Annotated in this window: 28 protein-coding genes; 4 read left to right on the top strand and 24 right to left on the bottom strand. The window is 41.8% G+C overall.

Going from position 1 to position 21,621, the window contains the following annotated elements:
* Nucleotides 1-365 precede the first annotated feature (365 nt).
* A complete protein-coding gene (locus AB6T38_RS12730) occupies nucleotides 366-1,127 on the top strand; it encodes a hypothetical protein (RefSeq protein ID WP_372547665.1) in 762 nt (253 codons plus the stop codon).
* Between the two features lie 87 nt (nucleotides 1,128-1,214).
* Here the strand turns inward: AB6T38_RS12730 and rplQ are convergent, their stop codons facing one another.
* The 23 genes from rplQ to ubiD form a co-directional block, all read right to left on the bottom strand.
* Nucleotides 1,215-1,616 (bottom strand): 50S ribosomal protein L17, encoded by a 402-nt coding sequence (gene rplQ, locus AB6T38_RS12725; RefSeq protein WP_348491663.1) that lies wholly within the window; start codon nucleotides 1,614-1,616, stop codon nucleotides 1,215-1,217.
* 42 nt (nucleotides 1,617-1,658) lie between these two features.
* Complete coding sequence (gene rpoA, locus AB6T38_RS12720) at nucleotides 1,659-2,648, bottom strand: DNA-directed RNA polymerase subunit alpha (protein WP_303474471.1); 990 nt, start codon at nucleotides 2,646-2,648, stop codon at nucleotides 1,659-1,661.
* A gap of 22 nt (nucleotides 2,649-2,670) precedes the next feature.
* Nucleotides 2,671-3,291, bottom strand: a complete 621-nt coding sequence (rpsD, locus tag AB6T38_RS12715) for a 30S ribosomal protein S4 (RefSeq protein ID WP_303474472.1) — start codon at nucleotides 3,289-3,291, stop codon at nucleotides 2,671-2,673.
* A 24-nt stretch (nucleotides 3,292-3,315) separates the two neighbouring features.
* Nucleotides 3,316-3,708 carry a 30S ribosomal protein S11 gene (rpsK, locus tag AB6T38_RS12710; RefSeq protein WP_216049659.1) on the bottom strand — a complete coding sequence of 131 codons (393 nt, stop codon included), beginning with the start codon at nucleotides 3,706-3,708 and terminating at the stop codon, nucleotides 3,316-3,318.
* 12 nt (nucleotides 3,709-3,720) lie between these two features.
* Entirely contained in the window at nucleotides 3,721-4,077 is a 357-nt protein-coding gene (gene rpsM, locus AB6T38_RS12705; RefSeq protein ID WP_008846192.1) for a 30S ribosomal protein S13, read from the bottom strand.
* Nucleotides 4,078-4,210: 133 nt separating this feature from the next.
* On the bottom strand, nucleotides 4,211-4,327 hold the full coding sequence (gene rpmJ / locus AB6T38_RS12700) for a 50S ribosomal protein L36 (protein WP_216049658.1): 117 nt from the start codon (nucleotides 4,325-4,327) through the stop codon (nucleotides 4,211-4,213).
* Nucleotides 4,328-4,351: 24 nt separating this feature from the next.
* The gene (secY, locus tag AB6T38_RS12695) at nucleotides 4,352-5,671 is read right to left on the bottom strand and encodes a preprotein translocase subunit SecY (RefSeq protein WP_348491662.1); all 1,320 of its coding nucleotides are present in this window, start codon (nucleotides 5,669-5,671) and stop codon (nucleotides 4,352-4,354) included.
* A gap of 5 nt (nucleotides 5,672-5,676) precedes the next feature.
* Entirely contained in the window at nucleotides 5,677-6,111 is a 435-nt protein-coding gene (gene rplO, locus AB6T38_RS12690; protein WP_348491661.1) for a 50S ribosomal protein L15, read from the bottom strand.
* Nucleotides 6,112-6,114: 3 nt separating this feature from the next.
* Nucleotides 6,115-6,297: a 50S ribosomal protein L30 gene (gene rpmD / locus AB6T38_RS12685; protein ID WP_008846195.1), complete on the bottom strand. Its 183-nt coding sequence runs from the start codon at nucleotides 6,295-6,297 to the stop codon at nucleotides 6,115-6,117.
* A 6-nt stretch (nucleotides 6,298-6,303) separates the two neighbouring features.
* Entirely contained in the window at nucleotides 6,304-6,807 is a 504-nt protein-coding gene (gene rpsE / locus AB6T38_RS12680) for a 30S ribosomal protein S5 (RefSeq protein WP_216049654.1), read from the bottom strand.
* Nucleotides 6,808-6,816: 9 nt separating this feature from the next.
* Nucleotides 6,817-7,170, bottom strand: a complete 354-nt coding sequence (gene rplR, locus AB6T38_RS12675; protein WP_303474475.1) for a 50S ribosomal protein L18 — start codon at nucleotides 7,168-7,170, stop codon at nucleotides 6,817-6,819.
* A gap of 12 nt (nucleotides 7,171-7,182) precedes the next feature.
* Nucleotides 7,183-7,716 carry a 50S ribosomal protein L6 gene (rplF, locus tag AB6T38_RS12670; RefSeq protein ID WP_372547664.1) on the bottom strand — a complete coding sequence of 178 codons (534 nt, stop codon included), beginning with the start codon at nucleotides 7,714-7,716 and terminating at the stop codon, nucleotides 7,183-7,185.
* 13 nt (nucleotides 7,717-7,729) lie between these two features.
* Entirely contained in the window at nucleotides 7,730-8,122 is a 393-nt protein-coding gene (gene rpsH / locus AB6T38_RS12665) for a 30S ribosomal protein S8 (protein WP_303474477.1), read from the bottom strand.
* A 12-nt stretch (nucleotides 8,123-8,134) separates the two neighbouring features.
* Entirely contained in the window at nucleotides 8,135-8,440 is a 306-nt protein-coding gene (gene rpsN, locus AB6T38_RS12660) for a 30S ribosomal protein S14 (RefSeq protein WP_216049650.1), read from the bottom strand.
* Nucleotides 8,441-8,451: 11 nt separating this feature from the next.
* A complete protein-coding gene (rplE, locus tag AB6T38_RS12655; protein ID WP_216049649.1) occupies nucleotides 8,452-8,991 on the bottom strand; it encodes a 50S ribosomal protein L5 in 540 nt (179 codons plus the stop codon).
* A gap of 16 nt (nucleotides 8,992-9,007) precedes the next feature.
* On the bottom strand, nucleotides 9,008-9,322 hold the full coding sequence (gene rplX / locus AB6T38_RS12650; protein ID WP_348491659.1) for a 50S ribosomal protein L24: 315 nt from the start codon (nucleotides 9,320-9,322) through the stop codon (nucleotides 9,008-9,010).
* A gap of 12 nt (nucleotides 9,323-9,334) precedes the next feature.
* Nucleotides 9,335-9,703, bottom strand: a complete 369-nt coding sequence (rplN, locus tag AB6T38_RS12645; RefSeq protein ID WP_008846203.1) for a 50S ribosomal protein L14 — start codon at nucleotides 9,701-9,703, stop codon at nucleotides 9,335-9,337.
* Nucleotides 9,704-10,010: 307 nt separating this feature from the next.
* Complete coding sequence (locus tag AB6T38_RS12640; RefSeq protein ID WP_372547663.1) at nucleotides 10,011-11,381, bottom strand: DUF4397 domain-containing protein; 1,371 nt, start codon at nucleotides 11,379-11,381, stop codon at nucleotides 10,011-10,013.
* 280 nt (nucleotides 11,382-11,661) lie between these two features.
* Nucleotides 11,662-13,302 carry an AMP-binding protein gene (locus tag AB6T38_RS12635; RefSeq protein ID WP_372547662.1) on the bottom strand — a complete coding sequence of 547 codons (1,641 nt, stop codon included), beginning with the start codon at nucleotides 13,300-13,302 and terminating at the stop codon, nucleotides 11,662-11,664.
* Nucleotides 13,303-13,608: 306 nt separating this feature from the next.
* Entirely contained in the window at nucleotides 13,609-14,349 is a 741-nt protein-coding gene (gene rlmB, locus AB6T38_RS12630) for a 23S rRNA (guanosine(2251)-2'-O)-methyltransferase RlmB (RefSeq protein WP_372547661.1), read from the bottom strand.
* A gap of 2 nt (nucleotides 14,350-14,351) precedes the next feature.
* Nucleotides 14,352-16,757 carry a ribonuclease R gene (gene rnr, locus AB6T38_RS12625; protein WP_372547660.1) on the bottom strand — a complete coding sequence of 802 codons (2,406 nt, stop codon included), beginning with the start codon at nucleotides 16,755-16,757 and terminating at the stop codon, nucleotides 14,352-14,354.
* A gap of 110 nt (nucleotides 16,758-16,867) precedes the next feature.
* Nucleotides 16,868-17,566, bottom strand: a complete 699-nt coding sequence (gene fre, locus AB6T38_RS12620; RefSeq protein WP_372547659.1) for an NAD(P)H-flavin reductase — start codon at nucleotides 17,564-17,566, stop codon at nucleotides 16,868-16,870.
* A gap of 20 nt (nucleotides 17,567-17,586) precedes the next feature.
* Nucleotides 17,587-19,065, bottom strand: a complete 1,479-nt coding sequence (ubiD, locus tag AB6T38_RS12615; protein WP_372547658.1) for a 4-hydroxy-3-polyprenylbenzoate decarboxylase — start codon at nucleotides 19,063-19,065, stop codon at nucleotides 17,587-17,589.
* 160 nt (nucleotides 19,066-19,225) lie between these two features.
* Here ubiD and AB6T38_RS12610 point away from each other — a divergent pair, with 160 nt between their 5' ends.
* The 3 genes from AB6T38_RS12610 (at nucleotide 19,226) to AB6T38_RS12600 (ending at nucleotide 20,811) form a co-directional block, all read left to right on the top strand.
* Nucleotides 19,226-19,735, top strand: coding sequence for a hypothetical protein (locus AB6T38_RS12610; RefSeq protein WP_372547657.1), 510 nt, complete (start codon nucleotides 19,226-19,228; stop codon nucleotides 19,733-19,735).
* 37 nt (nucleotides 19,736-19,772) lie between these two features.
* Nucleotides 19,773-20,009, top strand: a complete 237-nt coding sequence (locus tag AB6T38_RS12605; protein ID WP_372547656.1) for a TIGR02647 family protein — start codon at nucleotides 19,773-19,775, stop codon at nucleotides 20,007-20,009.
* A gap of 172 nt (nucleotides 20,010-20,181) precedes the next feature.
* Complete coding sequence (locus AB6T38_RS12600; protein ID WP_372547655.1) at nucleotides 20,182-20,811, top strand: tetratricopeptide repeat protein; 630 nt, start codon at nucleotides 20,182-20,184, stop codon at nucleotides 20,809-20,811.
* On the opposite strand, the gene AB6T38_RS12595 is transcribed toward AB6T38_RS12600, so the two are convergent.
* The gene (locus AB6T38_RS12595; protein WP_372547654.1) at nucleotides 20,808-21,470 is read right to left on the bottom strand and encodes a UPF0149 family protein; all 663 of its coding nucleotides are present in this window, start codon (nucleotides 21,468-21,470) and stop codon (nucleotides 20,808-20,810) included. The two genes, AB6T38_RS12600 and AB6T38_RS12595, sit on opposite strands and share 4 nt — an antisense overlap.
* Nucleotides 21,471-21,621 lie beyond the last annotated feature (151 nt).

Below are 21,621 nucleotides of genomic sequence, written 5' to 3'. Positions count from 1 at the left end.
TTGCTGAGTGAGTCCGTTAGGTCTCTCTCAAGCGGGAGGCGTATTCTACACTTCCGGTATTTGATGTCAATAATTTAATTCGTAAATTATTTAATCTTTTTTTCGGCTTCTTCAGCTTGCCTTAAGCTTGTTAAACCAAACTAATGGTGTGCTGCAAAAGCTGAGCGCATTGTAGTGATTTATTACCTTAGGTCAAGCCTAATTTCTAAATAAAACTAAAATTAATGTAATAATATTCAAATCCGTTTATTTATCGAACAAATGAGGATTGAAGTATTATTTTTTAACAAATTGTTGATACTTTTAAACTCTTAAGGGTTTTTGTTGTCTTAAGTTGGATTACTAGGTCTAAGTAGGTGTTTATTATGAAAAATATTACCCCAATAGTGTTAGCACTGGGCGTTTTTACAACTCACGCATTTGCAATACCAATAAATACAGTGAGTGAGGATAATAGTCGCTTGACCGCAGACTTTGTCAAAAAGCAGGTTGATCAGTCAATGTCCATTGGCCGTGCAATCAAAAGCATTGTCGGTAATTACCCTAGAGAAGCATTAGGTGTAGTTAGTACCGCACTCGATTTATATCCAGAAAAGTATAAAGAAATTATCCATGCAGCCATTTCAGCTGAGCCAGCCTTAACTGGCGAGGTCGTTTCCCTTGCTATAGAAAAAGGTATAAGCAGTTGTTCTAGTATAGTTGAGACTGCAATTAATGCTGAACCAAGTTACGTTGACTTTATAGTGCGGGCAGCTGCGTTCTCAACGCCTGAAGATATGGACGAGATAGTTAGAATAGCGGTAGAAACAGAACCTGACTCTGCAGATAATATAGTACAGACGTTATCTCGTTCTCATCCAAACGAAATGGTCGAGATTATCAAGACAGCTGTTTCAGCCATGCCCTTTGTTGGTGAATATGTCGTGGATGCACTTTTAGCCTCCTTCCCTGATGAAGCGGAACAGGTAGTTACTACAGCATTACGTGAGTCATCAAAAGAACAAGAAAGTGTGCGCAGAATCTTACAAACCGCAATTAATGCCGGAGTTACCCCAGAAGAACTTTTAAAGTACGCCAAAAACGCCGGCGCTCATGAAGAACAACTCACCTTTATCAAAAATCAATAAACGAACCTTTACTAAAGTAGTATTTGAAAAGTTATAGATACAAAAAAGCCGAGCAATAGCTCGGCTTTTTTAATTGGGTTGGAGTAATTACTCCTCAGTTACTACTTCCGCTTCTTCAGCTTCTTCAATAACTGGACGGTCAACTAGTTCAACGAAAGCCATTGGCGCGTTGTCACCTGCACGGAAACCACATTTTAAAATGCGAAGGTATCCGCCTGGGCGAGCTTCATAGCGCGGACCAAGTTCACTGAATAATTTACCAACAACTTCTTTATCACCAGTACGTGCCATCGCCAAACGACGATTAGCTACACTGTCTTGCTTAGCAAGCGTGATAAGAGGCTCGATTACGCGACGCAGTTCTTTGGCTTTAGGCAACGTAGTTTTGATCACTTCGTGCTTAACCAATGAGCCAGCCATGTTTTTAAACATTGCTTGACGATGACTGCTGTTACGATTTAACTGACGACCACTGTTACGATGGCGCATAGCTCTATCCTTCTTTACAAATCAGTTTATCTTGCGACCTGATTAATCTTTTTCTGCGATACTCTCTGGGGGCCAATTTTCTAGGCGCATTCCCAAAGAAAGACCACGAGATGCCAACACGTCTTTAATCTCAGTAAGAGATTTCTTACCTAAGTTAGGCGTTTTTAACAACTCAACTTCAGTGCGTTGCACCAGGTCACCAATGTACTGGATAGCTTCAGCTTTCAAACAGTTAGCTGAACGTACAGTAAGCTCTAAATCATCGACTGGACGAAGAAGAATCGGATCGAATTCCGGCTTCTCTTCTTTAGCAACAGGCTCTGAGATATCACGAAGTTCAACGAATGCATCTAATTGCTCAGCTAATATAGTAGCTGAACGACGAATCGCTTCTTCCGGATCCAAAGTTCCATTGGTTTCCATATCGATGATTAATTTGTCTAAATCTGTGCGTTGTTCAACACGGGCAGATTCAACATTGTAAGCTATACGCTCTACAGGACTGTATGAAGCATCAACTAACAAACGACCGATAGGTCGATCATCTTCTTCAGAGGAACGGCGAGTTGACGCAGGAACATATCCACGACCCATTTCGACTTTGATACGCATGTTTAACTCGGCATCGCCAGTTAACGTACAAATAACGTGGTCAGGATTAAAAATCTCTACATCTCCATCATGCTGAATATCACCAGCAGTAACAGGGCCTGCACCAGACTTGACTAAAGTAAGAGTAGCTTCAGTTTTGCCTTCGATTTTAACAGCTAAACCTTTAAGGTTAAGCAAAATTTCGATGACATCTTCTTGAACACCCTCTTTAGTGCTGTACTCATGTAATACACCATCGATCTCTACTTCTGTCACGGCGCAACCAGGCATCGATGACAAAAGGATGCGACGTAGCGCGTTACCAAGAGTATGACCAAAACCACGCTCTAATGGCTCAAGTGTCACTTTAGCGCGTGTTGGTGATAAGTTTTCTATTTCCACTAACCTTGGTTTTAGGAATTCAGTTACAGAACCCGGCATTGTTTCCTCTCTTGATTATGCTTTACTTAGAGTAAAGTTCGACGATCAACTGTTCGTTAATTTCAGCAGACAAATCAGTTCTTTCAGGAATACGTTTGAAAACGCCTTCCATCTTTTTGCTGTCTACTTCAATCCAAGTTGGTTTCTCACGTTGGTCCGCCAATTCTAATGCAGCAACAATACGTGCTTGCTTTTTAGATTTTTCACGAACGGAAACAACGTCTTCAGCAGAAACGTTAAAAGAAGGTATATTAACAACCTTACCGTTAACCATAATAGCTTTATGACTTACTAGCTGACGAGCTTCAGCACGTGTACTAGCAAAACCCATACGGTAAACAACATTGTCAAGACGCTGTTCTAAAAGCTGAAGCAAGTTTTCACCTGTGTTGCCTTTTAAACGCGCTGCTTCTTTATAGTAGTTACGGAACTGCTTTTCCAATACGCCATACATACGACGTACTTTTTGCTTTTCACGTAACTGCACACCGTAATCAGACAAACGGCCACGACGGGCTCCATGCTGACCTGGGGCAGTATCTATCTTACATTTCGAGTCAATTGCTCGAACGCCACTTTTAAGGAACAAATCTGTTCCTTCGCGACGACTAAGTTTGAGTTTTGGACCCAAATATCTAGCCATGATCTTTCTCCAACTGTCCGTCGATTAAACGCGACGTTTTTTCGGTGGACGACAACCGTTGTGAGGAATAGGTGTCACATCGGTAATATTAGTGATTTTATAACCAGTTGCATTCAAAGCACGGATTGCAGATTCACGACCTGGACCTGGACCTTTAACGAATACTTCTAAGTTTTTCAAACCGTAATCCTGAGCAGCAATACCTGCGCGCTCAGCAGCAACCTGTGCAGCAAAAGGTGTAGATTTACGTGAACCACGGAAACCTGAACCACCTGACGTTGCCCAAGACAAGGCGTTACCTTGACGGTCAGTAATTGTCACTATTGTGTTGTTGAAAGACGCATGGATATGAGCCATACCGTCTGCAACTTGACGTTTTGCGCGCTTACGCGTGCTCTTTGTAGGTGCTTTAGCCATAACTAACCTCGCTTACTTTTTAATTGGCTTACGAGGACCTTTACGGGTACGCGCATTAGTTTTAGTGCGCTGACCACGTAGAGGTAAGCTACGACGGTGGCGTATACCACGGAAGCAACCTAGGTCCATCAAACGTTTGATGTTCATTGACACTTCACGGCGAAGATCACCTTCTACCATGAATTTCGCGACTTCGTCACGAAGCTTGTCAATCGTTGTTTCATCAAGATCTTTAATCTTGGTTGACTCTGTAACACCAGCAGCTTCACAAATGCTTTTCGCACGTGTCGCGCCTACACCATAGATTGATTGAATAGCAATCACAGCGTGCTTGTGTTCAGGGATGTTAATGCCAGCGATACGGGCCATTAACAGCACTCCTCTTAAATTATTGTCATCAGCCTAAAAAGCCCGATAGGATACTTACCCGATGACCAAATTGCAAATTAAGCTTGGGTGAGTCGGTAGTATGACCGATTTCACCCAAATACCACATTTCGATTTAGCCTTGCCTTTGCTTATGCTTAGGGTCAGAACTACAAATTATACGTACAACGCCATTGCGTTTTACGACTTTGCAGCTACGGCAAATCTTTTTAACGGATGCACGAACTTTCATATCACCACTCCGTAAACGCTTATCTTAACGACCGTAGCCTTTAAGATTCGCTTTCTTAAGAACAGATTCATATTGATGTGACATCAAATGAGTCTGCACCTGCGCCATGAAATCCATGATTACCACTACAATAATAAGTAGTGATGTACCGCCAAAATAGAACTGAACGTTCCAGGCGATTAACATGAACTCAGGCACTAAACAAATAAAGGTTATGTAAAGTGCGCCTGCCAAAGTAAGGCGTGTCATTACTTTATCTATGTAGCGAGACGTTTGCTCACCAGGACGAATACCAGGTACAAAAGCACCAGACTTTTTCAAGTTGTCTGCCGTTTCGCGAGGGTTAAATACCAGCGCAGTATAGAAGAAACAGAAAAAGATAATCGCCGCAGCGTATAACATTACGTACAAAGGTTGCCCTGGGGACAACATCAAAGCCACATCCTGTAACCAAGAGAATGACTCATTTTGACCAAACCAACTTGCGATAGTTCCAGGGAACAAAATAATACTAGAGGCGAAGATAGGTGGAATAACACCAGCCATATTTACCTTAAGAGGTAAATGCGTACTCTGTGCTGCAAAAACCTTACGGCCCTGCTGTTTCTTCGCGTAGTTTACAACAATACGTCGTTGACCACGTTCAACAAACACTACAAAGTAAGTGATGGCAATAATGATTACACCAATCAACAATAACAATAGTACATTCAGGTCGCCCTGTCTGGCTTGTTCCGCAGTCTGACCAATCGCTGTAGGTAGACCGGCAACTATACCAGTAAAGATCAAAATGGAGATACCGTTACCGATACCTCTTTCGGTAATTTGCTCACCTAACCACATCAAAAACATGGTTCCAGTAACCAAACTGACTACCGCTGTAAAGTAAAAACCGAAACCAGGTGCAATTACCAAACCTGAAATTAGGTTGGGTAAGTTAGTCGCAATACCAATTGCTTGGAACGTAGCCAACACCAACGTAAAATAACGAGTGTATTGACTAATTTTACGACGACCGGCTTCGCCTTCTTTTTTCAACTCAATCATTGGCGGATGCACAACTGTAAGCAACTGCATAATAATTGAAGCCGAAATATATGGCATAATACCTAGGGCAAGAACCGATGCGCGCTCAAGTGCACCACCTGAAAACATATTAAACATTTCCACGATAGTACCCTTTTGCTGCTCAAATAATTGAGCTAACACATTGGCATCAATACCAGGAATAGGTACATATGAACCGAGTCTAAATACAATGATCGCACCTAGTACGAACAACAATCTTGATTTAAGCTCGCTCAAGCCGCCTTTAGCGCTTGAGTCCTGTCCTGGTTTTGCCATCTAGCTTATTCCTCTACTTTACCGCCAGCTGCTTGAATTGCTTCAAGTGCGCCTTTAGATACCTTTAAACCTTTTACAGTAACTGCACGAGAGATTTCGCCACTTTTCATTACTTTGACGTTTAGCATTTCTTTTTTAACAAGACCTGCTGCTTTCAAAGTTGCTAGTGAAACCTCATCACCTTCTACTTTAGCAATTTCACTCAATGTAACTTGGTCAGAGACGAAAGATACACGAGAAGTGAAACCGAATTTAGGTAGACGGCGTTGAATTGGCATTTGTCCGCCTTCAAAACCAGGCTTAACAGAACCGCCAGAGCGACTCTTTTGACCTTTGTGACCGCGGCCACCAGTTTTTCCAAGACCTGAACCGATACCGCGACCTACGCGCTTACCAGAATTTTTAGCTCCAGGTGCAGGAGCAATAGTATTTAATTTCATATCTTACTCCTCCACTACTTCAACCATGTAATATACACGGTTGATCATGCCACGAACGGCTGGGGTGTCTTCCAACTCACGAACATGCCCGATGCGACGCAAACCTAAACCAGTCAATGTAGCTCTGTGTTTAGGTAGACGACCAATAGAGCTTTTAGTTTGCTTTACTTTAATCATCTTAGCCATGTTCAATTACCCCAAAATTTCGTCAACAGGCAATCCACGTTTAGCAGCAATCCCTTCAGGAGAGTTCATCTCTACTAAAGCATTGATTGTTGCACGAACAACGTTGATTGGGTTTGTTGAGCCGTAGCATTTTGAAAGTACGTTTTGTACACCAGCAACTTCAAGAACTGCACGCATTGCACCACCGGCAATGATACCAGTACCTTCTGATGCTGGTTGCATGTAAACCTTGGAGCCTGAGTGACGTCCTTTAATAGGATGCTGTAACGTGTTGCCGTTAAGGTCTACGTTCACAAGATTGCGACGCGCCTTTTCCATTGCTTTTTGGATTGCAGCAGGTACTTCACGTGCCTTACCGTAACCAAAGCCAACACGACCATTACCGTCACCAACTACTGTCAAAGCAGTAAAGCTAAAGATACGACCACCTTTAACTACTTTTGATACACGGTTTACAGCGATCAACTTTTCTAACAGGTCACCCTGTTGTTGAACTTCTACTTTAGCCATAATTAACTCCTAGAACTGAAGGCCTGCTTCACGAGCAGCGTCAGCTAATGCTTTAACTCGACCGTGATATTTGAAACCACTACGGTCAAAAGCAATTTCTTTGATGCCTTTTTCTATAGCGCGTTCTGCAATCGCTTTGCCTACTGCAGCAGCTGCTTCAGAATTTCCCGTAGACTTAAGGGAATTACGAAGTTCTGATTCTACAGTAGAAGCCGCCGCTAACACTTCTGACCCACTTGGCGCAATTAATTGCGCGTATATGTGGCGAGGTGTGCGGTTAATAACCAAGCGATGCGCGGCCAGTTCACTGATTTTTTTGCGGGCGCGGGTAGCGCGGCGCAAGCGAGCTGATTTCTTATCCATCGTATCACCTACCTACTTTTTCTTAGCTTCTTTACGACGCACAACTTCATCAGCATAACGAACACCTTTACCTTTATAAGGCTCTGGTGGACGGTAAGCACGAATATTAGCTGCAACCTGACCTACCACTTGCTTATCAGCGCCTTTTACGACGATTTCAGTTTGGGTAGGTGTTTCAACCGAAATACCAGCAGGCATTTCATAAACTACTGGGTGAGAGAAGCCCAACGTAAGGTTTAGTTTGCTACCTTGTGCTTGAGCACGGTAACCAACACCATTAAGTTGTAATTTCTTTTCGAACCCTTCAGATACACCTGCAATCATTGCGTTCAAGATTGAGCGAGCAGTACCAGCTTGTGCCCAATTGTTAGCGAAACCTTCACGAGGAAGTGCTTTCAATTGGTTTTCTTCTTGTACTACTTCAACTGCATCGTTGAATACACGGTTCAGAGTACCGTTTTTTCCTTTAACTGTGACATCTTGACCAGCGATAGTTACTTCTACACCAGATTTGATATCGACAGGAGCTTTTGCTATACGTGACATATTCTATCTCCCGTTACGCTACATAACCGATGATCTCACCGCCCATGCCAGCTTTACGCGCTGCACGGTCAGTCATCACACCTTTTGAGGTAGACACGATAGCAATGCCCAAACCACCCATCACTTTAGGTAGCTCATCTTTTTTCTTGTAGATGCGCAGACCTGGACGGCTGACTCGTTCAATGCTCTCAATTACTTTTTTGCCTTCGAAGTATTTAAGTGCTACTTCAATTACAGGCTTAACGTCACCAGAAACAGCGAAGTCAGTGATATAACCTTCGTCTTTTAAAACTTTCGCGATAGAAACGCGAAGTTTAGAAGAAGGCATAGCAACTGTTACTTTGCTTGCTAATTGGCCGTTACGAATGCGGGTAAACATATCCGCGATAGGATCTTGCATGCTCATATTGGCTACTCCTTACCAGCTGGCTTTTTTAAGGCCAGGGACTTCACCGCGCATTGCTGCTTCACGCAACTTAATACGGCTAAGACCAAATTTGCGTAGGAACCCATGTGGACGTCCAGTTACACGGCAGCGGTTTTGCTTGCGTGATAAACTAGAGTCACGTGGAAGTTGTTGTAGCTTAAGAACAGCATCCCAACGTTCTTCATCAGTAACGTTAACATCGCTGATAATCGCTTTTAGCTCAGCACGTTTAGTACCGTACTTTGCTGCTAGCTTGGCGCGTTTTACTTCGCGCGCTTTCATTGATTCTTTTGCCATAACCCTACACCTTATTTTCTAAACGGGAAGTTAAAAGCGGTTAAAAGCGCTTTTGCTTCATCGTCTGAGTTTGCGCTAGTAGTGATAGTAATATCCATACCGCGAATTTTATCAACTTTATCAAAGTCGATCTCAGGGAAGATAATTTGCTCACGCACACCCATGCTGTAGTTACCACGGCCGTCGAATGATTTCGCATTCAAGCCACGGAAGTCACGGATACGAGGAATTGCAATTGAAATCAAACGTTCCAAGAATTCCCACATACGCTCACCACGTAAGGTTACTTTACAGCCAATCGGATAACCTTCACGGATTTTAAAACCCGCTACAGACTTACGAGCAACAGTTACAATTGGTTTTTGTCCAGCAATCGCAGCCATATCAGCCTGCGCGTTTTCCAAAACTTTCTTGTCCGCTATCGCTTCACCTAAACCCATGTTTAAGGTGATTTTTTCGATCCGAGGGACTTGCATGACGCTTTTGTAGTTGAACTGCTTCGCAAGTTCTCCCACTACTGTTTCTTTATAGAAATCATGCAGTTTCGCCATCGTACTCTCCAATTAATTAAACTAGTTCGCCGTTAGATTTGAAGAAACGTACTTTCTTCTCATCTTCGAAACGGAAACCAACGCGATCTGCTTTACCCGTCGCTGGGTTAACAACCGCTACATTTGATACGTGAATTGCTGCTTCCTTTTCAACGATGCCACCAGGGACATTCATTTGAGGATTAGGCTTCTGGTGTTTCTTCACCAAATTCACACCTTCTATTATTAGCTTGTCTTCAGACGCTAGTACTTTAAGGACTTTGCCTTGTTTTCCTTTGTCTTTGCCTGCTAATACGACTACTTCATCATCACGACGAATTTTTCTAGCCATTATCGTGACTCCTTATAGTACCTCTGGGGCCAATGAAATGATCTTCATGAAAGAATCTCCACGAAGCTCACGAGTGACCGGGCCAAAGATACGCGTACCAATAGGTTGCTTGTTTGCATTAAGCAAAACAGCTGCATTATTATCAAAACGGATAGTAGAACCATCTGCTCGACGAACGCCTTTCCTAGTACGCACCACCACTGCATTCAGAACGTCACCTTTTTTTACTTTGCCACGAGGAATTGCTTCCTTGACAGTAACTTTGATGATGTCACCGATATGTGCATAACGGCGATGCGAGCCACCAAGAACCTTAATACACTGAACCCTGCGAGCGCCGGAGTTGTCGGCAACATCCAGGTTAGTTTGCATTTGGATCATGTTAGTGCTCCGCTGTTTAAATTAAGACCCTTACGGGCCGTTAAAGCTACAAAAATTCTTGCAAACCAATACCAATTGGCATTTTTGCCTGCAGAAAATTCATACATACCCCTATAAAAAGGGCGCGAAACTATAACAGAAAATAAAGCTGTGTGATAGCTCAATTTGAAAATAATTATAGAATAAATAGTATTCAGTCAATTTTGGTTTACAGGAAAGTTCAACCGGCGGGTAAATTTTTATGGTAGATAAAAAATCGGCTCTTATGAGCCGATTTTTAAGGATTCAATTTATACTAACTTATCGATTAATAAAGAAGTGAAATCTTATAGCCAGTTGGAGAATCTGCAGACTCTTCAATGGTAATGATGTAATTTGCTTCTTCATTTAAACCAAGTAGTTCAGTTCTGTCCAATAAGATTTGAGTATCTTCATTGTCATCAAATACAGCTACTAGTTCGTAAAAATCACTTGGTAATGTAACTGATTTAGATTCACCAAAATCGATACTCGATATTAAGTACTCCGCAGACTCAATGGTTTCATCTTTACGTACAAAATATAAATCAACATCGATAAAATCAGATACTAAGTTAGCAGCAACCACTTCTTTATCATAAACCTGGGGTTGATTACTTTCATCAAAAGATAGTGAGGTTAAATTCTCGTCAGCATCTTGATAAACAATTATCGCCTTACTCTCACCTTGGTTTAAGGTCACTAAGCGGTTATTAAAGTTTACATCACTATCGGATGTTAGTTCAGCTGATAAACGGTAATCACCGAATGCAATTTCATTAAAATCTGTTTTATCGTTAGCATTCACTACAGAAGGGGCGGTATCTTCGTTACCTTCAAGGGTAAACTCTAAAGTACCATTATCAAGACTGTTATATAAACGATACTGAGCGCTAGCGTTAACATCATCAAGGTTTGAAACCGCAGAAGAATTAAGCACTAAATCAATTTCAATGTCGTCTTGGATTGCACCGCTACTGCTACGGATAACCAATACGTATTCACTGGCAAACTGGAAAGAAACTGTATTAGATTCAAAGATAACATCTGTTGAACCCGGTTCAGTTAAGTAAATAGTATAGCTACCTTCATCAAAGTTTTCGTCATCGTCATCAGGAGCCCAGTATTCCATCTCATCTAAGCTTTCGTAATTAATTGTAGATAGTAAGTTCGCTTCACTAAAGGGTGAACCTGAATCACTCATATACACGTCATAACTGCTTTGATCAGTTACTACTGAAATGCCGAAAAGGCGAAAATGGTCGTCTAATTCTTCACGTTCAAAACGATATTCATTAAAAGTGGGGGACTCGAAATCTCCGGTCAACATTATCAAGGTTTTCTGACCGTCTGGTAAATCGATCTCACGAGATTCCAAAATTACTTCTTGGTCATCTGAATCTGTACGATAAAATTCGATTTCAGTAAACCCAGTATTGGTTTGGATCATACTAGTAACATCACCGTATGACGCAGACGCTAACACTTGCGTTTCTTCAGTGCCTCGTATCGTCGTCACCGCACTATTTGCTGATCCGTTGTAGAATTGAACATAACCAGAAGAACTGAATTCTGTATCATTATCATCCGAGCTGCTGCAGGCTGTTAACCCTGAGGCCAAAAACACACCCATCAGGGCAAAACTAACTTTACTTCGCATTAAAACACTTTCCTTAAAAACAAGCGCAAAATCTAATTGCAGGGGATTCTATACCGAAGTTACGATTCATACACTAAATAAAAGTTCAAACCTTTCGATAAACTTTTAAAAAAATCCGTAAACACCAATAAAAAACAATGGGCAGTGGACTTAGATACACAAAGAAGATGCAATTATCTAATTCGACTACCCCTACTCAAAATGAATACTGCTTATTACTGCCCACCATTTTGCAAGTAGTTTATATCCAAATCTGATTAATCGAGAAGGAAATATTCGCCTATGATAACCAAACCACCTTTTCTTTGTAAGGTGCATTAATCACATCTTTGTATTTTTTCTCTAAAACATGGCGTTTTATTTTCAAAGTGGGAGTTAATAAATCATTTTCTATCGTCCAATCGTCACTAACAACAACTAATCTGTCTAAAACTTGGTGACTTTCTAATTTAGCATTAACTTTATGAATTGTTTGCTCTAGGGAATCAATCACTTTTTCTTTGCTGTGCTTTTTAGCTAAGTCAGAAACAATTAACAATGCAATTGGCTGTTTAAGATCACTGCCGGTTACACAAACTTGCTCAACGATTTCATTTTCCATAATGAGGGATTCGATGGGTACTGGCGTTACATATTTGCCTTTAGCTGTCTTAAAAATATCTTTTAAACGCCCCGTAATACGAATATACCCTTCGTTATCTAACTCGCCTTTATCACCGGTACGCAAGTAACCGTCTTCGGTGAATACTTCTGCGGTTTTCTCAGCTTCTAAGTAGTACTCGCGCATATTACAAGGGCCTTTTACTTGAATTTCGCCATCGTCAGCAATGCGAATATCCACTCCCTCGTAGGCCTTTCCAATACAGCCTATTTTGTCACTGCGAAAAGGAACACTACTGGTACCGTAGGCACAGTTTTCGGTCATACCCCAACCTTCCGAGATTTCTACACCAATGCGATTAAACCAATGGATAGTCGCTGGAGGAATAGGAGCTGACCCACTTGCGCAAAGACGGGCATTATCTAAGCCTAAACCTTTACGTATTTTCTTGGCAACTATGCCTTTAATGATTGGAATGCTTAATAATCGGTCGAGTTTTTTCTGTGGCATTTGTCCTAACACGCCCATTTGGAATCGTGTCCAAAGACGAGGGACAGAGATAAACAACGTTGGTTGACAGCGTTGGATATCGGTTTTAAATGTATCTAAGGATTCAATGAAATAAATATGTAGGCCTGAGTACAAGCTGGCCATTTCGACTAAAATCCGTTCCGTTATATGGGCTAATGGTAAGTAACTTAAAATTCGGTCTTGGTCATTAACACTGAGTGCTGATAGTGAAGATTTTGCGGTCCAGCTAACAGATTCGTAAGTTTGCACCACTCCCTTAGGATTCCCAGTACTGCCAGAGGTATAAATAATTGTCATCACATCATTTTTATCGGGTACAGGGCTTCCCTCAAACTCTCCACCTGTTTTAAAAGACTCCCAATCAACATCACACATTCCCTTCACATGGGGAAAGGCAATACTTTTAATATTATCGGGGATCGCCTCGATTTGCTGGGCAGCATGTTCCAATTTGCCCACAAAAACGGCCGGACATTTAGCATGCCCCAATACGTAAGATATAGTATCTGCTCCAGCAGTTGGGAAAATGGGGACGGAAATATGTCCCGCCAACATAATGGCTAAATCGGCAATAAACCATTCAGCACAATTCTTTGAAATAAGACCTATGTGACTGCCTTTAGGTAAACCTAAGTTTGTTAATCCCTGCGCCACTTGACGAACTTCCCGATCGACTTGTTGCCAACTGTAGTCTGTCACTTCACCATTGTGAGGTTGAGTTAAAAATATTTTATTAGGGTGAGACTTTACTTTTTCGTAAAACGATTCTAAGGGAGTTTTAATGGTCATTTGGATACCTAATTCTTTCCGATTAGACTGAAATTGATCTATCAATTAATAAGAATATACGCCTAATCTTTAAATTAACAAAAAGATAACACTATTAGAACACTGCTTGCGGCTGAATGAACCTTATTTTCGATGAATCAATAATCATTTTTGCTGATAGAAAACTATTCGTTTTATTTTTGAAGTACAGGAGTGCTATAGGATTAGTAGGATATGTTGATAATCAGAAGCAAATAATACATACATGAGGAAAGTGAGGTTTATTCGCGACTATTGAAGTAGTGACGAATAAACCAAATTTGATAGTTATGAAAGTCTTTGTCGCACAATTTCAAACAAGCACACGCCGGTTGCAACTGAAACGTTTAAACTAGTAACTGTACCGGCCATTGGTAATTTAATGAGCTCATCACAATGTTCACGGGTTAATCGTCGCATTCCCTTACCTTCAGCGCCCATCACAAGGGCAGTAGGCCCTGTAAACTTGCATTCGTAGAGACTTTGTTTGGCTTCTCCAGCAGTACCGACTATCCACACCCCAGATTTTTGAAGTTCCCTTAAGGTTCTTGCTAAGTTTGTGACTTGTACCAGCGGAATCACATCTGCAGCACCACTTGCTACTTTACGAACGGTTGGAGTTAAAGCTGCAGACTTATCTTTAGGTACGACTAAAGCGTGAACACCTGCCGCTTCGGCAGTGCGTAAACAAGCACCTAAATTGTGGGGATCGGTAACGCCATCAAGGATAAGTAAAAAAGGTTTATCATTTTCATCAACAATCGACATCAAGTCGTTTTCACTGTACTGCTTACCAGGCTTAGCCCGTGCAACAACACCTTGATGTTGCTCACCATTAACCTTGTCGTCTAAGGCTTTGCGTTGGCAAAACTGCACAGCGATGCCGAACCGACGAGCTTGATTTATGATGTTAAACAAACGAGCATCTTCACGTCCTTTGAGTACATACAACTCAATGAGTCTTTCGGGTTCCCGCTGAATAACTGCTTCTAATGCGTGGATCCCATATAACCACTCTTGCTGAGCCATGCTTACTTATTCCTCTTTGCTGAACGACGTTTGGACCTTGGTGTCTTTGTCGATGATTTATCTGCGCTTTTACCTCTCGGTTTGCCAGCGCCTTTTTTAGGAGCGCCCTTTACAGAAGCGCCTTCTGTGGCCGATTTATTCGCTTGCCCTTTTGTGGTTGCTTTATCTGTCGACTTTTTTGCAGCGTTTTTCCTAGCTCCACGGCCTTTGGGTTCATCCAGAATGAAATCAATTTTTCGTTCGTCCAGATTAACTGCGGCTACTTTAACTTTAAGGGGATCACCTAATCGATATCGTTTACCCATGGCCTCGCCAACCAAACTTTGTTGCACTTCATCAAAATGATAATAGTCATTTTCTAATGATGAGATGTGCACCAAGCCATCGATGTGGAACTTACTAAGTCGTACAAAAAAGCCAAAGCCAGTGACAGATGCAATCACCCCTTCAAAGACATCACCTACATGATCCAACATGAATTCACATTTTAGCCAATCTGCAACATCACGGGTTGCATCATCGGCGCGTCGCTCGGTCATCGAACATTGTTCGCCCAATGCTTCTACTTCTTCTTCACTATATGACTTGCCACCGGTTTTACTTTTACGACTAGCTTGTTTGTCTAACACCGCTTTAATGGCTCGATGAACCACCAAATCTGGATAGCGCCGAATGGGTGAAGTAAAGTGAGCATATGCTTCTAACGCTAAACCAAAATGACCTATGTTGTTACAGTCATATACGGCTTGTTTCATTGAGCGCAATAACATGGTTTGGATTAATTCTTGATCCGGGCGGCCTTGTATCTTGCCAACTAAGTTGGTGAAATCTTCAGGTTTTGCTTCTTTGCCGATGCGATGCTCAATCCCTACCTCTTTTAAATACGAGGTGAAAGAGGTTAAACGGTCTTCATTGGGTTCATCGTGAATACGGTACAATGCCGGTGCTTTATTCTTCTCTAAAAATTGCGCTGCTGATACATTCGCCAAAATCATACATTCTTCAATTAGCTTATGAGCATCGTTGCGCACAACGGGAACAATGTGGTCGATTTTGCGTTGGGCATTGAACACAAATTTACTTTCTTGGGTTTCGAATTCTATCGCCCCACGTTTATTACGGGCTTTCTTCAGTACACGATACATATCGTGCAAATTACGCAAATGCGGTACATGTTCGGCGTAGCGTTTATGTAATTCTGGATTACCGTCCAAGATCTCTCCCACTTTGGTGTAGGTAAGACGTGCCTTAGAATTCATTACCGCTTCATAAAATTGATAATCTTGTAGTGTTCCTTGGGCACTGATAGTCATTTCACACACCATACACAAGCGGTCGACTTCAGGATTTAAGGAACATAGGCCGTTACTCAAAACTTCTGGCAACATAGGTACAACTTGTTCTGGAAAATACACAGAGTTACCACGTTGTTGAGCTTCATCATCTAAAGCCGTGCCAGTTTTCACATAATAACTGACATCAGCAATAGCAACCCAGAGTTGCCAGCCTCCCCCATCTAGGGGCTCACAGAATACAGCATCATCAAAGTCACGAGCATCTTCACCATCAATAGTTACCAGAGGTAATTGACGTAAGTCCATGCGATTTTGTTTGGCTTCTTCAGGCACTTGCTCTTTTAAGTTAGCCACTTGTTTAGCCACAGCTTTAGGCCAGTCATGGGGGATATCAAAAGTACGCAATGCCATTTCGATTTCCATCCCAGGCGCCATGTGCTCTCCAAGGACTTCCAAAATCTTACCAATGGGATTTACCCGTTTACGAGGACGCTGTACCACTTCAACCACTACTACATTACCCTGCCGAGCACCATTTACATGCTCAGCTGGGATCATAATTTCATGATTAATACGGCTATCATCGGGAATTACCATGCTGACGCCATGTTCAACAAAGTAACGTCCAACAATGGGCTCTGTACGTGGTTCGATAATTCTCGCGATTCTAGCTTCTCTGCGGCCACGGTTATCAGTGCCACTTTCTTTAACTAACACCACATCATCATGGAGCAACGCTTGCATTTGAGCTTGATGGATAAATAAGTCTTTTTCACCATCATCCCGTTTCAGGAATCCAAAGCCATCTCGATGACCGATAACACGGCCTTTGATTAATTCCATCTTATCTGCCACGCCATACTTTTTCTGGCGATTGAAGACAATTTGGCCTTCTCGCTCCATGGCTCTTAGGCGTCGCTGGACACCTATTCGGCTATCTTCGTCTGAGGCTTTAACTAATTGGCAAATTTCTAAAAAAGTTAGGGGTGTTTTTTGTTCTACCATCACCTGTAGCAAATACTCTCTGCTTGCTACAGGGTTTTCATATTTGTCTTTTTCGCGAAGGAAATGAGGATCGTTCTTTTCTAAATTTTGTTTATTTTTTATATTCATACTCGCATTATAAACATTGATTGTTACTAAACTATGTTTTTTTGAAATTTTGGCCAATTTTTATTCAAAAAAGCCAAAACCCTCTACAAATATGTCATCAGAGAAAAAGTTTAAATGAACTGATACGCATCACCATAGAGATTTTCCAACAATAAACCTTGTTTTTGAAAATCATCTCGAGCCACACCTGCCATTTCAAATCGACCTGCAACATACACTTGATATGGCTCTAAGCTGACAAAATCCGCCAATATCGCTTGGTGTACCCACCCCGATTTACCTTGCCAATGCTCATCAGGGGCATCGACCACTGGAATAAATCGAAAGTGTTTATGCTGTTTTTCTAATTCAATGAGCGCTTCATACTCATACATATCTGCTAACGTTTGGGTACCCCAGTATAAAAAGACAGGTTGTGTATCAGCAATTTTTAATCGTTGTTGGAGAATAGAATAGGTATAAGAAAATCCAGTTCCGCCGGCTAATAAAATAGTAGGCTTAATATCTGCGTCTCGAAAATATGCTTCACCATGACCACCAGCGATGTCAATTTCACCGCGGGTCTTCATTTTTTCTAATACTTGTCCAGCATAGTCATTTCCAGCACCAGCACCAATATGTAACTCGATCTGATTGCTACCATCTGGGGCGTTGGCAATGGAGAAAGGGCGGGAGTCGTTTTCACCCATAATAACTTTTACGTATTGCCCGGCTTTGAATGACATTGCACTGGAGGCCGTCAATTTTACTCGACTAACAACATCAGTTAAGGGCTCGATTGATTCTACTTTACAACTTATTGATGACATAAAACGCTAGCTTCTCTTAATTATTCAGTTTTCGGTGACAGCCCTAAGCTATCCCAAATTTCGTCTACATAGGATTTCACTGAGGCATCCATTTCAATCGGCTCGCCCCACTCTCGATCAGTTTCACCGGGCATTTTGTTGGTGGCGTCCATTCCCATTTTAGACCCCAGTCCAGAGACAGGGGATGCAAAATCTAGATAATCAATGGGAGTACTCTCGATTAATGTTGTATCTCTTGAGGGATCCATTCGTGTAGTAATTGCCCAAATGACATCATTCCAATCTCTGGCATTCACATCGTCATCACAGACAATCACAAACTTAGTGTACATGAACTGACGTAAGAATGACCACACTCCCATCATGACTCTTTTAGCATGACCTGGGTACTGCTTTTTCATGGTTACTATTGCTAAACGATAGCTACAACCCTCTGGTGGAAGGTAAAAATCTACAATTTCGGGAAATTGCTTTTGTAAAATAGGCACAAAAACTTCGTTTAACGCTACCCCTAAAATTGCAGGCTCATCCGGTGGTCTGCCGGTATAAGTTGAATGATATATGGGATCTTTGCGATGAGTAATGTGGGTAATGGTAAAAACAGGAAACTCATCTACTTCATTATAGTAGCCAGTATGGTCGCCGTAAGGCCCTTCAGGTGCGGTTTCACCGGGCGCAATGTAACCTTCCAACACAATTTCAGCATTAGCGGGAACCTGAAGATCGTTACTAATGGATTTAACCACTTCGGTTTTATCACCACGTAACAAACCCGCAAAGGCATATTCTGACAAGCTATCAGGAACCGGGGTTACAGCTCCAAGAATGGTCGCAGGATCAGCGCCTAAGGCCACTGAAACGGGGTAGTTTTCACCTGGGTTTTGCTGACAGAATTCTCTAAAGTCGAGGGCGCCGCCACGATGGGATAACCAACGCATAATGACTTTGTTTTTAGCGATTACCTGTTGTCGGTAAATACCTAAGTTCTGGCGTTTTTTATTTGGGCCTCGAGTAACGGTTAAACCCCAAGTAATTAATGGCGCAACATCACCTGGCCAACAGCGTTGAATGGGCAGTGAAGACAAATCGACATCATCACCGCTAATAACAACCTGCTGGCAAAGGGCTTTACGCACTTCTTTGGTGGGCATATTCAGCACTTGCTTAAATACCGGTAACTTTTCCCACAGGTCTCTTAACCCTTTGGGTGGTTCTGGCTCTTTGAGATAAGCGAGTAACTTTCCTACTTCGCGAAGGGCGCTAACACTCTCTTGGCCCATACCTAACGCGACACGTTCTGGTGTGCCAAAAAGATTCGCCAACACTGGAATATTATGCCCTTTGGGGTTTTCAAATAATATCGCTGGGCCTCCGGCACGCAACGTCCGATCGGCGATCTCGGTCATTTCCAAGTCAGGATCAACCTCTAGCGAAATCCGCTTTAATTCTCCGCGACTTTCTAATTGCGCAATAAAATCTCGTAAGTCTTTGTATTTCATGTTGAACCGCTATCTCTTTAGTGCCAATTAGTATAAACCCGCGAAGCACTTTATACGAGAGAAGTAAGAATATAGTTGTAAAAATAAATTGTTAAAATTTTGTAATTTTTTGAATTCAAGGATAATCTAACAACAGGTGATTGACCATTGTACAAAAGCTATGCAACCAAAATTGAAACTCGGCTTATTATTCATTTTAACCCTAGTGAGTTTTTGCTCTTCGGCTGCATGTAATGGCCCGATTCATCGGCAATTTGATTTCTGGCTGGGAACTTGGGACGTATATTCCACCCAAGGCAAAATTATTGGTGTCAATAAAATCACCTCACAACTAAATGGATGCAGTATAAAAGAAGAATATCAAACCCCTGCGGGTTACCGAGGGCAAAGCATCAATATGTACGACTCCCAAAGCCAGAAATGGCATCAAACCTGGGTAGATAATAACGGTTTACTGTTACTTCTCAACGGTAAATTTGACGGTCAGTCAATGGTACTTGAGGGTCAGGGCCTATCAGCAAAAGGAGTAAAAGTTATGCACAGAATTACCTGGACACCTACTACAAATAAAGCTCAACAGAGCGTGCGTCAACATTGGCAGTCCAGCCAAGATAATGGTGAGATATGGACCACCTTGTTTGATGGAAAATATGTAAGACGAAAATCATAGTCAATTTAAACTAGTTAACTTAAAAGAAGAGTAAATTATGCCTTTCAATAACGAACTTACCGAAGAACTAAACCTCATTTTAAAGTTCCCCAATAAAAGCCTTATGCAAGGATTAAAGATCCACCACGATGCTGAACAATCCATGGTCGATGCGGCAAAACGGTTATTTGATAAAGGCGTGGTTAGCCAGCCAGATGGAGGTTACCTAACGGATTTAGGCCATGACTTGGCAGAACATGCGCAAGTCATTCAGTCTGCATTAACTAACAGATAGTCGCTAAAACATGGACAACGGTTTTATCGGCTGTTGTCTTTGTCACCCTGCTAGGTATTGAGGTCAACCCTGCACAACAGGGTTGGCAAATAAGGTTTTATATTTAGTATTTAGCAAAAATGTCGATACAATCATCATAGCTGGTTATTTTTTGACTCTACGGAACCTTGATATGCGCCTTTATAAGTTTACTCCATTTATTTCACTGTTGACCTTACTGTCATTTAATTTGCACAGTGCTGAGCCAATCAAAGCCGTTGAGTTATATAGTCAAGATGAACTGATTGGATTGATAAATCGCAATGAACATCTTGACCGTGTGGTACTAGATAGATGTCAACTTGTGCAAGATATTGAAGCGCGCGCAGAAACCTTAAAAATCCCCTCTTTTCAATTCTTGTGGGGAGATATGTTAGCCTGGGGAGTCTGTGTTGATGCTGAGCCAACACGAGGCATCAGTTATATGCAAGAAGCTGCCGATCAGGGTTTAGCTGCTGCCTTAGAACAATTGGGTCGATACTATTCAATGGGCAGATTGGTGCAAGAAGATAAGCAACGTGCGGTTGTTTACTTAAGAGAAGCTGCAGCCCTAGGCAACTTAAACGCGCAAATACAGCTTGCCGATTTATTTATCAATGGCTACGGCAGTCCTTATGATTATGAAGATGTTTACCACTGGTTATACAACGCCGTGACCAATGATAAAAAGATCCACTCAAAAATTGCAAACTCTATGCAAGACTTAGAGAAGCTGATGCACCCCAAGGCTGTTAGAAAAGCAAAACGCCCGCTAGATAGTTAGTTTGACGATGGCGGCTTAGACTGGCTGAAAGTTTCAAATTGATCGGGCAGGAACTTCGCAAGTTGACCCGACAAATCCACATAGGTTTTCAATGCTGCCGGTAAAGACGCGTAAATTTTAGGTAGGTTTTCCAGTAGTTTACGATTATTCACTCGTTTGGCTTGTTCTAACGCCATGGGTATATTAGCAAATGAACTAAACATCAATAAACAATGTTTTAGATCACGTTGAAAGTCGTTTAACTTTTCTGGTTTCTGTTCTTCAACTTGCTGCCAACACCCTTGCCACACTGGCTCTAAATGTTTATGCCCAGTTAAAACACCTTGCAGCCATTGGCTCACCGCAATATTTTCATTTAAGTCATCGGGTAAAGGCAGTCCTTTATCTGGGTAATCAATGTGATTCTCTCGCATGTTCGCTAATTCATGTTGCAATGAGCCCATAAGCACTTCAGCAATATGATCTACTTCTGATTGGGAAATTTCTGCACCACCTTGCTTGAACGCCCAACTAAGCCAAACATCAGGCATGGGTATTTCTGGAGCAGCACAAACTGCAAAGACTAACCCCGTCACATACTCTGGAATATGCAATAGCTTGGGATACTGCATACAAATTTTTTCAAGTTGTTGTAAAGCTTCAGGTTTTGCGAAAGGCAATACTAATTCCTATTGATACTAAAGATAATAACTTCGAACAATATTGAAGTTTACTGAAAAAATCATTGACAAAAAAGCCATTACCAACGTTATAATATATCAATTGATACAGTATAACATCGCTTTAACATATATACACAACAAGGGGATC

It is taken from the genome of Aliiglaciecola sp. SL4, assembly GCF_041538045.1.
GTDB lineage: Bacteria > Pseudomonadota > Gammaproteobacteria > Enterobacterales > Alteromonadaceae > Aliiglaciecola.
This window is presented reverse-complemented; position numbering and strand designations above follow the sequence as displayed.

What these genes read in the sequence shown, in the direction of transcription:
- AB6T38_RS12640 (WP_372547663.1), bottom strand. Translation starts at nt 11,381, where the DNA reads ATGCGAAGTAAAGTTAGTTTTGCCCTGATGGGTGTGTTTTTGGCCTCA.
- rplX (WP_348491659.1), bottom strand. Translation starts at nt 9,322, where the DNA reads ATGGCTAGAAAAATTCGTCGTGATGATGAAGTAGTCGTATTAGCAGGC.
- secY (WP_348491662.1), bottom strand. Translation starts at nt 5,671, where the DNA reads ATGGCAAAACCAGGACAGGACTCAAGCGCTAAAGGCGGCTTGAGCGAG.
- rpsM (WP_008846192.1), bottom strand. Translation starts at nt 4,077, where the DNA reads ATGGCCCGTATCGCTGGCATTAACATCCCTGAACACAAGCACGCTGTG.
- rpsH (WP_303474477.1), bottom strand. Translation starts at nt 8,122, where the DNA reads ATGAGCATGCAAGATCCTATCGCGGATATGTTTACCCGCATTCGTAAC.
- rplE (WP_216049649.1), bottom strand. Translation starts at nt 8,991, where the DNA reads ATGGCGAAACTGCATGATTTCTATAAAGAAACAGTAGTGGGAGAACTT.
- rnr (WP_372547660.1), bottom strand. Translation starts at nt 16,757, where the DNA reads ATGAATATAAAAAATAAACAAAATTTAGAAAAGAACGATCCTCATTTC.
- rplR (WP_303474475.1), bottom strand. Translation starts at nt 7,170, where the DNA reads ATGGATAAGAAATCAGCTCGCTTGCGCCGCGCTACCCGCGCCCGCAAA.
- ubiD (WP_372547658.1), bottom strand. Translation starts at nt 19,065, where the DNA reads ATGAAATACAAAGACTTACGAGATTTTATTGCGCAATTAGAAAGTCGC.
- AB6T38_RS12610 (WP_372547657.1), top strand. Translation starts at nt 19,226, where the DNA reads ATGCAACCAAAATTGAAACTCGGCTTATTATTCATTTTAACCCTAGTG.
- rlmB (WP_372547661.1), bottom strand. Translation starts at nt 14,349, where the DNA reads ATGGCTCAGCAAGAGTGGTTATATGGGATCCACGCATTAGAAGCAGTT.
- rpmD (WP_008846195.1), bottom strand. Translation starts at nt 6,297, where the DNA reads ATGGCTAAGATGATTAAAGTAAAGCAAACTAAAAGCTCTATTGGTCGT.
- AB6T38_RS12600 (WP_372547655.1), top strand. Translation starts at nt 20,182, where the DNA reads ATGCGCCTTTATAAGTTTACTCCATTTATTTCACTGTTGACCTTACTG.
- AB6T38_RS12635 (WP_372547662.1), bottom strand. Translation starts at nt 13,302, where the DNA reads ATGACCATTAAAACTCCCTTAGAATCGTTTTACGAAAAAGTAAAGTCT.
- rplN (WP_008846203.1), bottom strand. Translation starts at nt 9,703, where the DNA reads ATGATCCAAATGCAAACTAACCTGGATGTTGCCGACAACTCCGGCGCT.
- rpsN (WP_216049650.1), bottom strand. Translation starts at nt 8,440, where the DNA reads ATGGCAAAAGAATCAATGAAAGCGCGCGAAGTAAAACGCGCCAAGCTA.
- rplF (WP_372547664.1), bottom strand. Translation starts at nt 7,716, where the DNA reads ATGTCACGTATAGCAAAAGCTCCTGTCGATATCAAATCTGGTGTAGAA.
- rplQ (WP_348491663.1), bottom strand. Translation starts at nt 1,616, where the DNA reads ATGCGCCATCGTAACAGTGGTCGTCAGTTAAATCGTAACAGCAGTCAT.
- rpsK (WP_216049659.1), bottom strand. Translation starts at nt 3,708, where the DNA reads ATGGCTAAAGCACCTACAAAGAGCACGCGTAAGCGCGCAAAACGTCAA.
- rpsD (WP_303474472.1), bottom strand. Translation starts at nt 3,291, where the DNA reads ATGGCTAGATATTTGGGTCCAAAACTCAAACTTAGTCGTCGCGAAGGA.
- fre (WP_372547659.1), bottom strand. Translation starts at nt 17,566, where the DNA reads ATGTCATCAATAAGTTGTAAAGTAGAATCAATCGAGCCCTTAACTGAT.
- rpmJ (WP_216049658.1), bottom strand. Translation starts at nt 4,327, where the DNA reads ATGAAAGTTCGTGCATCCGTTAAAAAGATTTGCCGTAGCTGCAAAGTC.
- rplO (WP_348491661.1), bottom strand. Translation starts at nt 6,111, where the DNA reads ATGAAATTAAATACTATTGCTCCTGCACCTGGAGCTAAAAATTCTGGT.
- AB6T38_RS12605 (WP_372547656.1), top strand. Translation starts at nt 19,773, where the DNA reads ATGCCTTTCAATAACGAACTTACCGAAGAACTAAACCTCATTTTAAAG.
- rpsE (WP_216049654.1), bottom strand. Translation starts at nt 6,807, where the DNA reads ATGGCTAAAGTAGAAGTTCAACAACAGGGTGACCTGTTAGAAAAGTTG.
- AB6T38_RS12730 (WP_372547665.1), top strand. Translation starts at nt 366, where the DNA reads ATGAAAAATATTACCCCAATAGTGTTAGCACTGGGCGTTTTTACAACT.
- rpoA (WP_303474471.1), bottom strand. Translation starts at nt 2,648, where the DNA reads ATGCCGGGTTCTGTAACTGAATTCCTAAAACCAAGGTTAGTGGAAATA.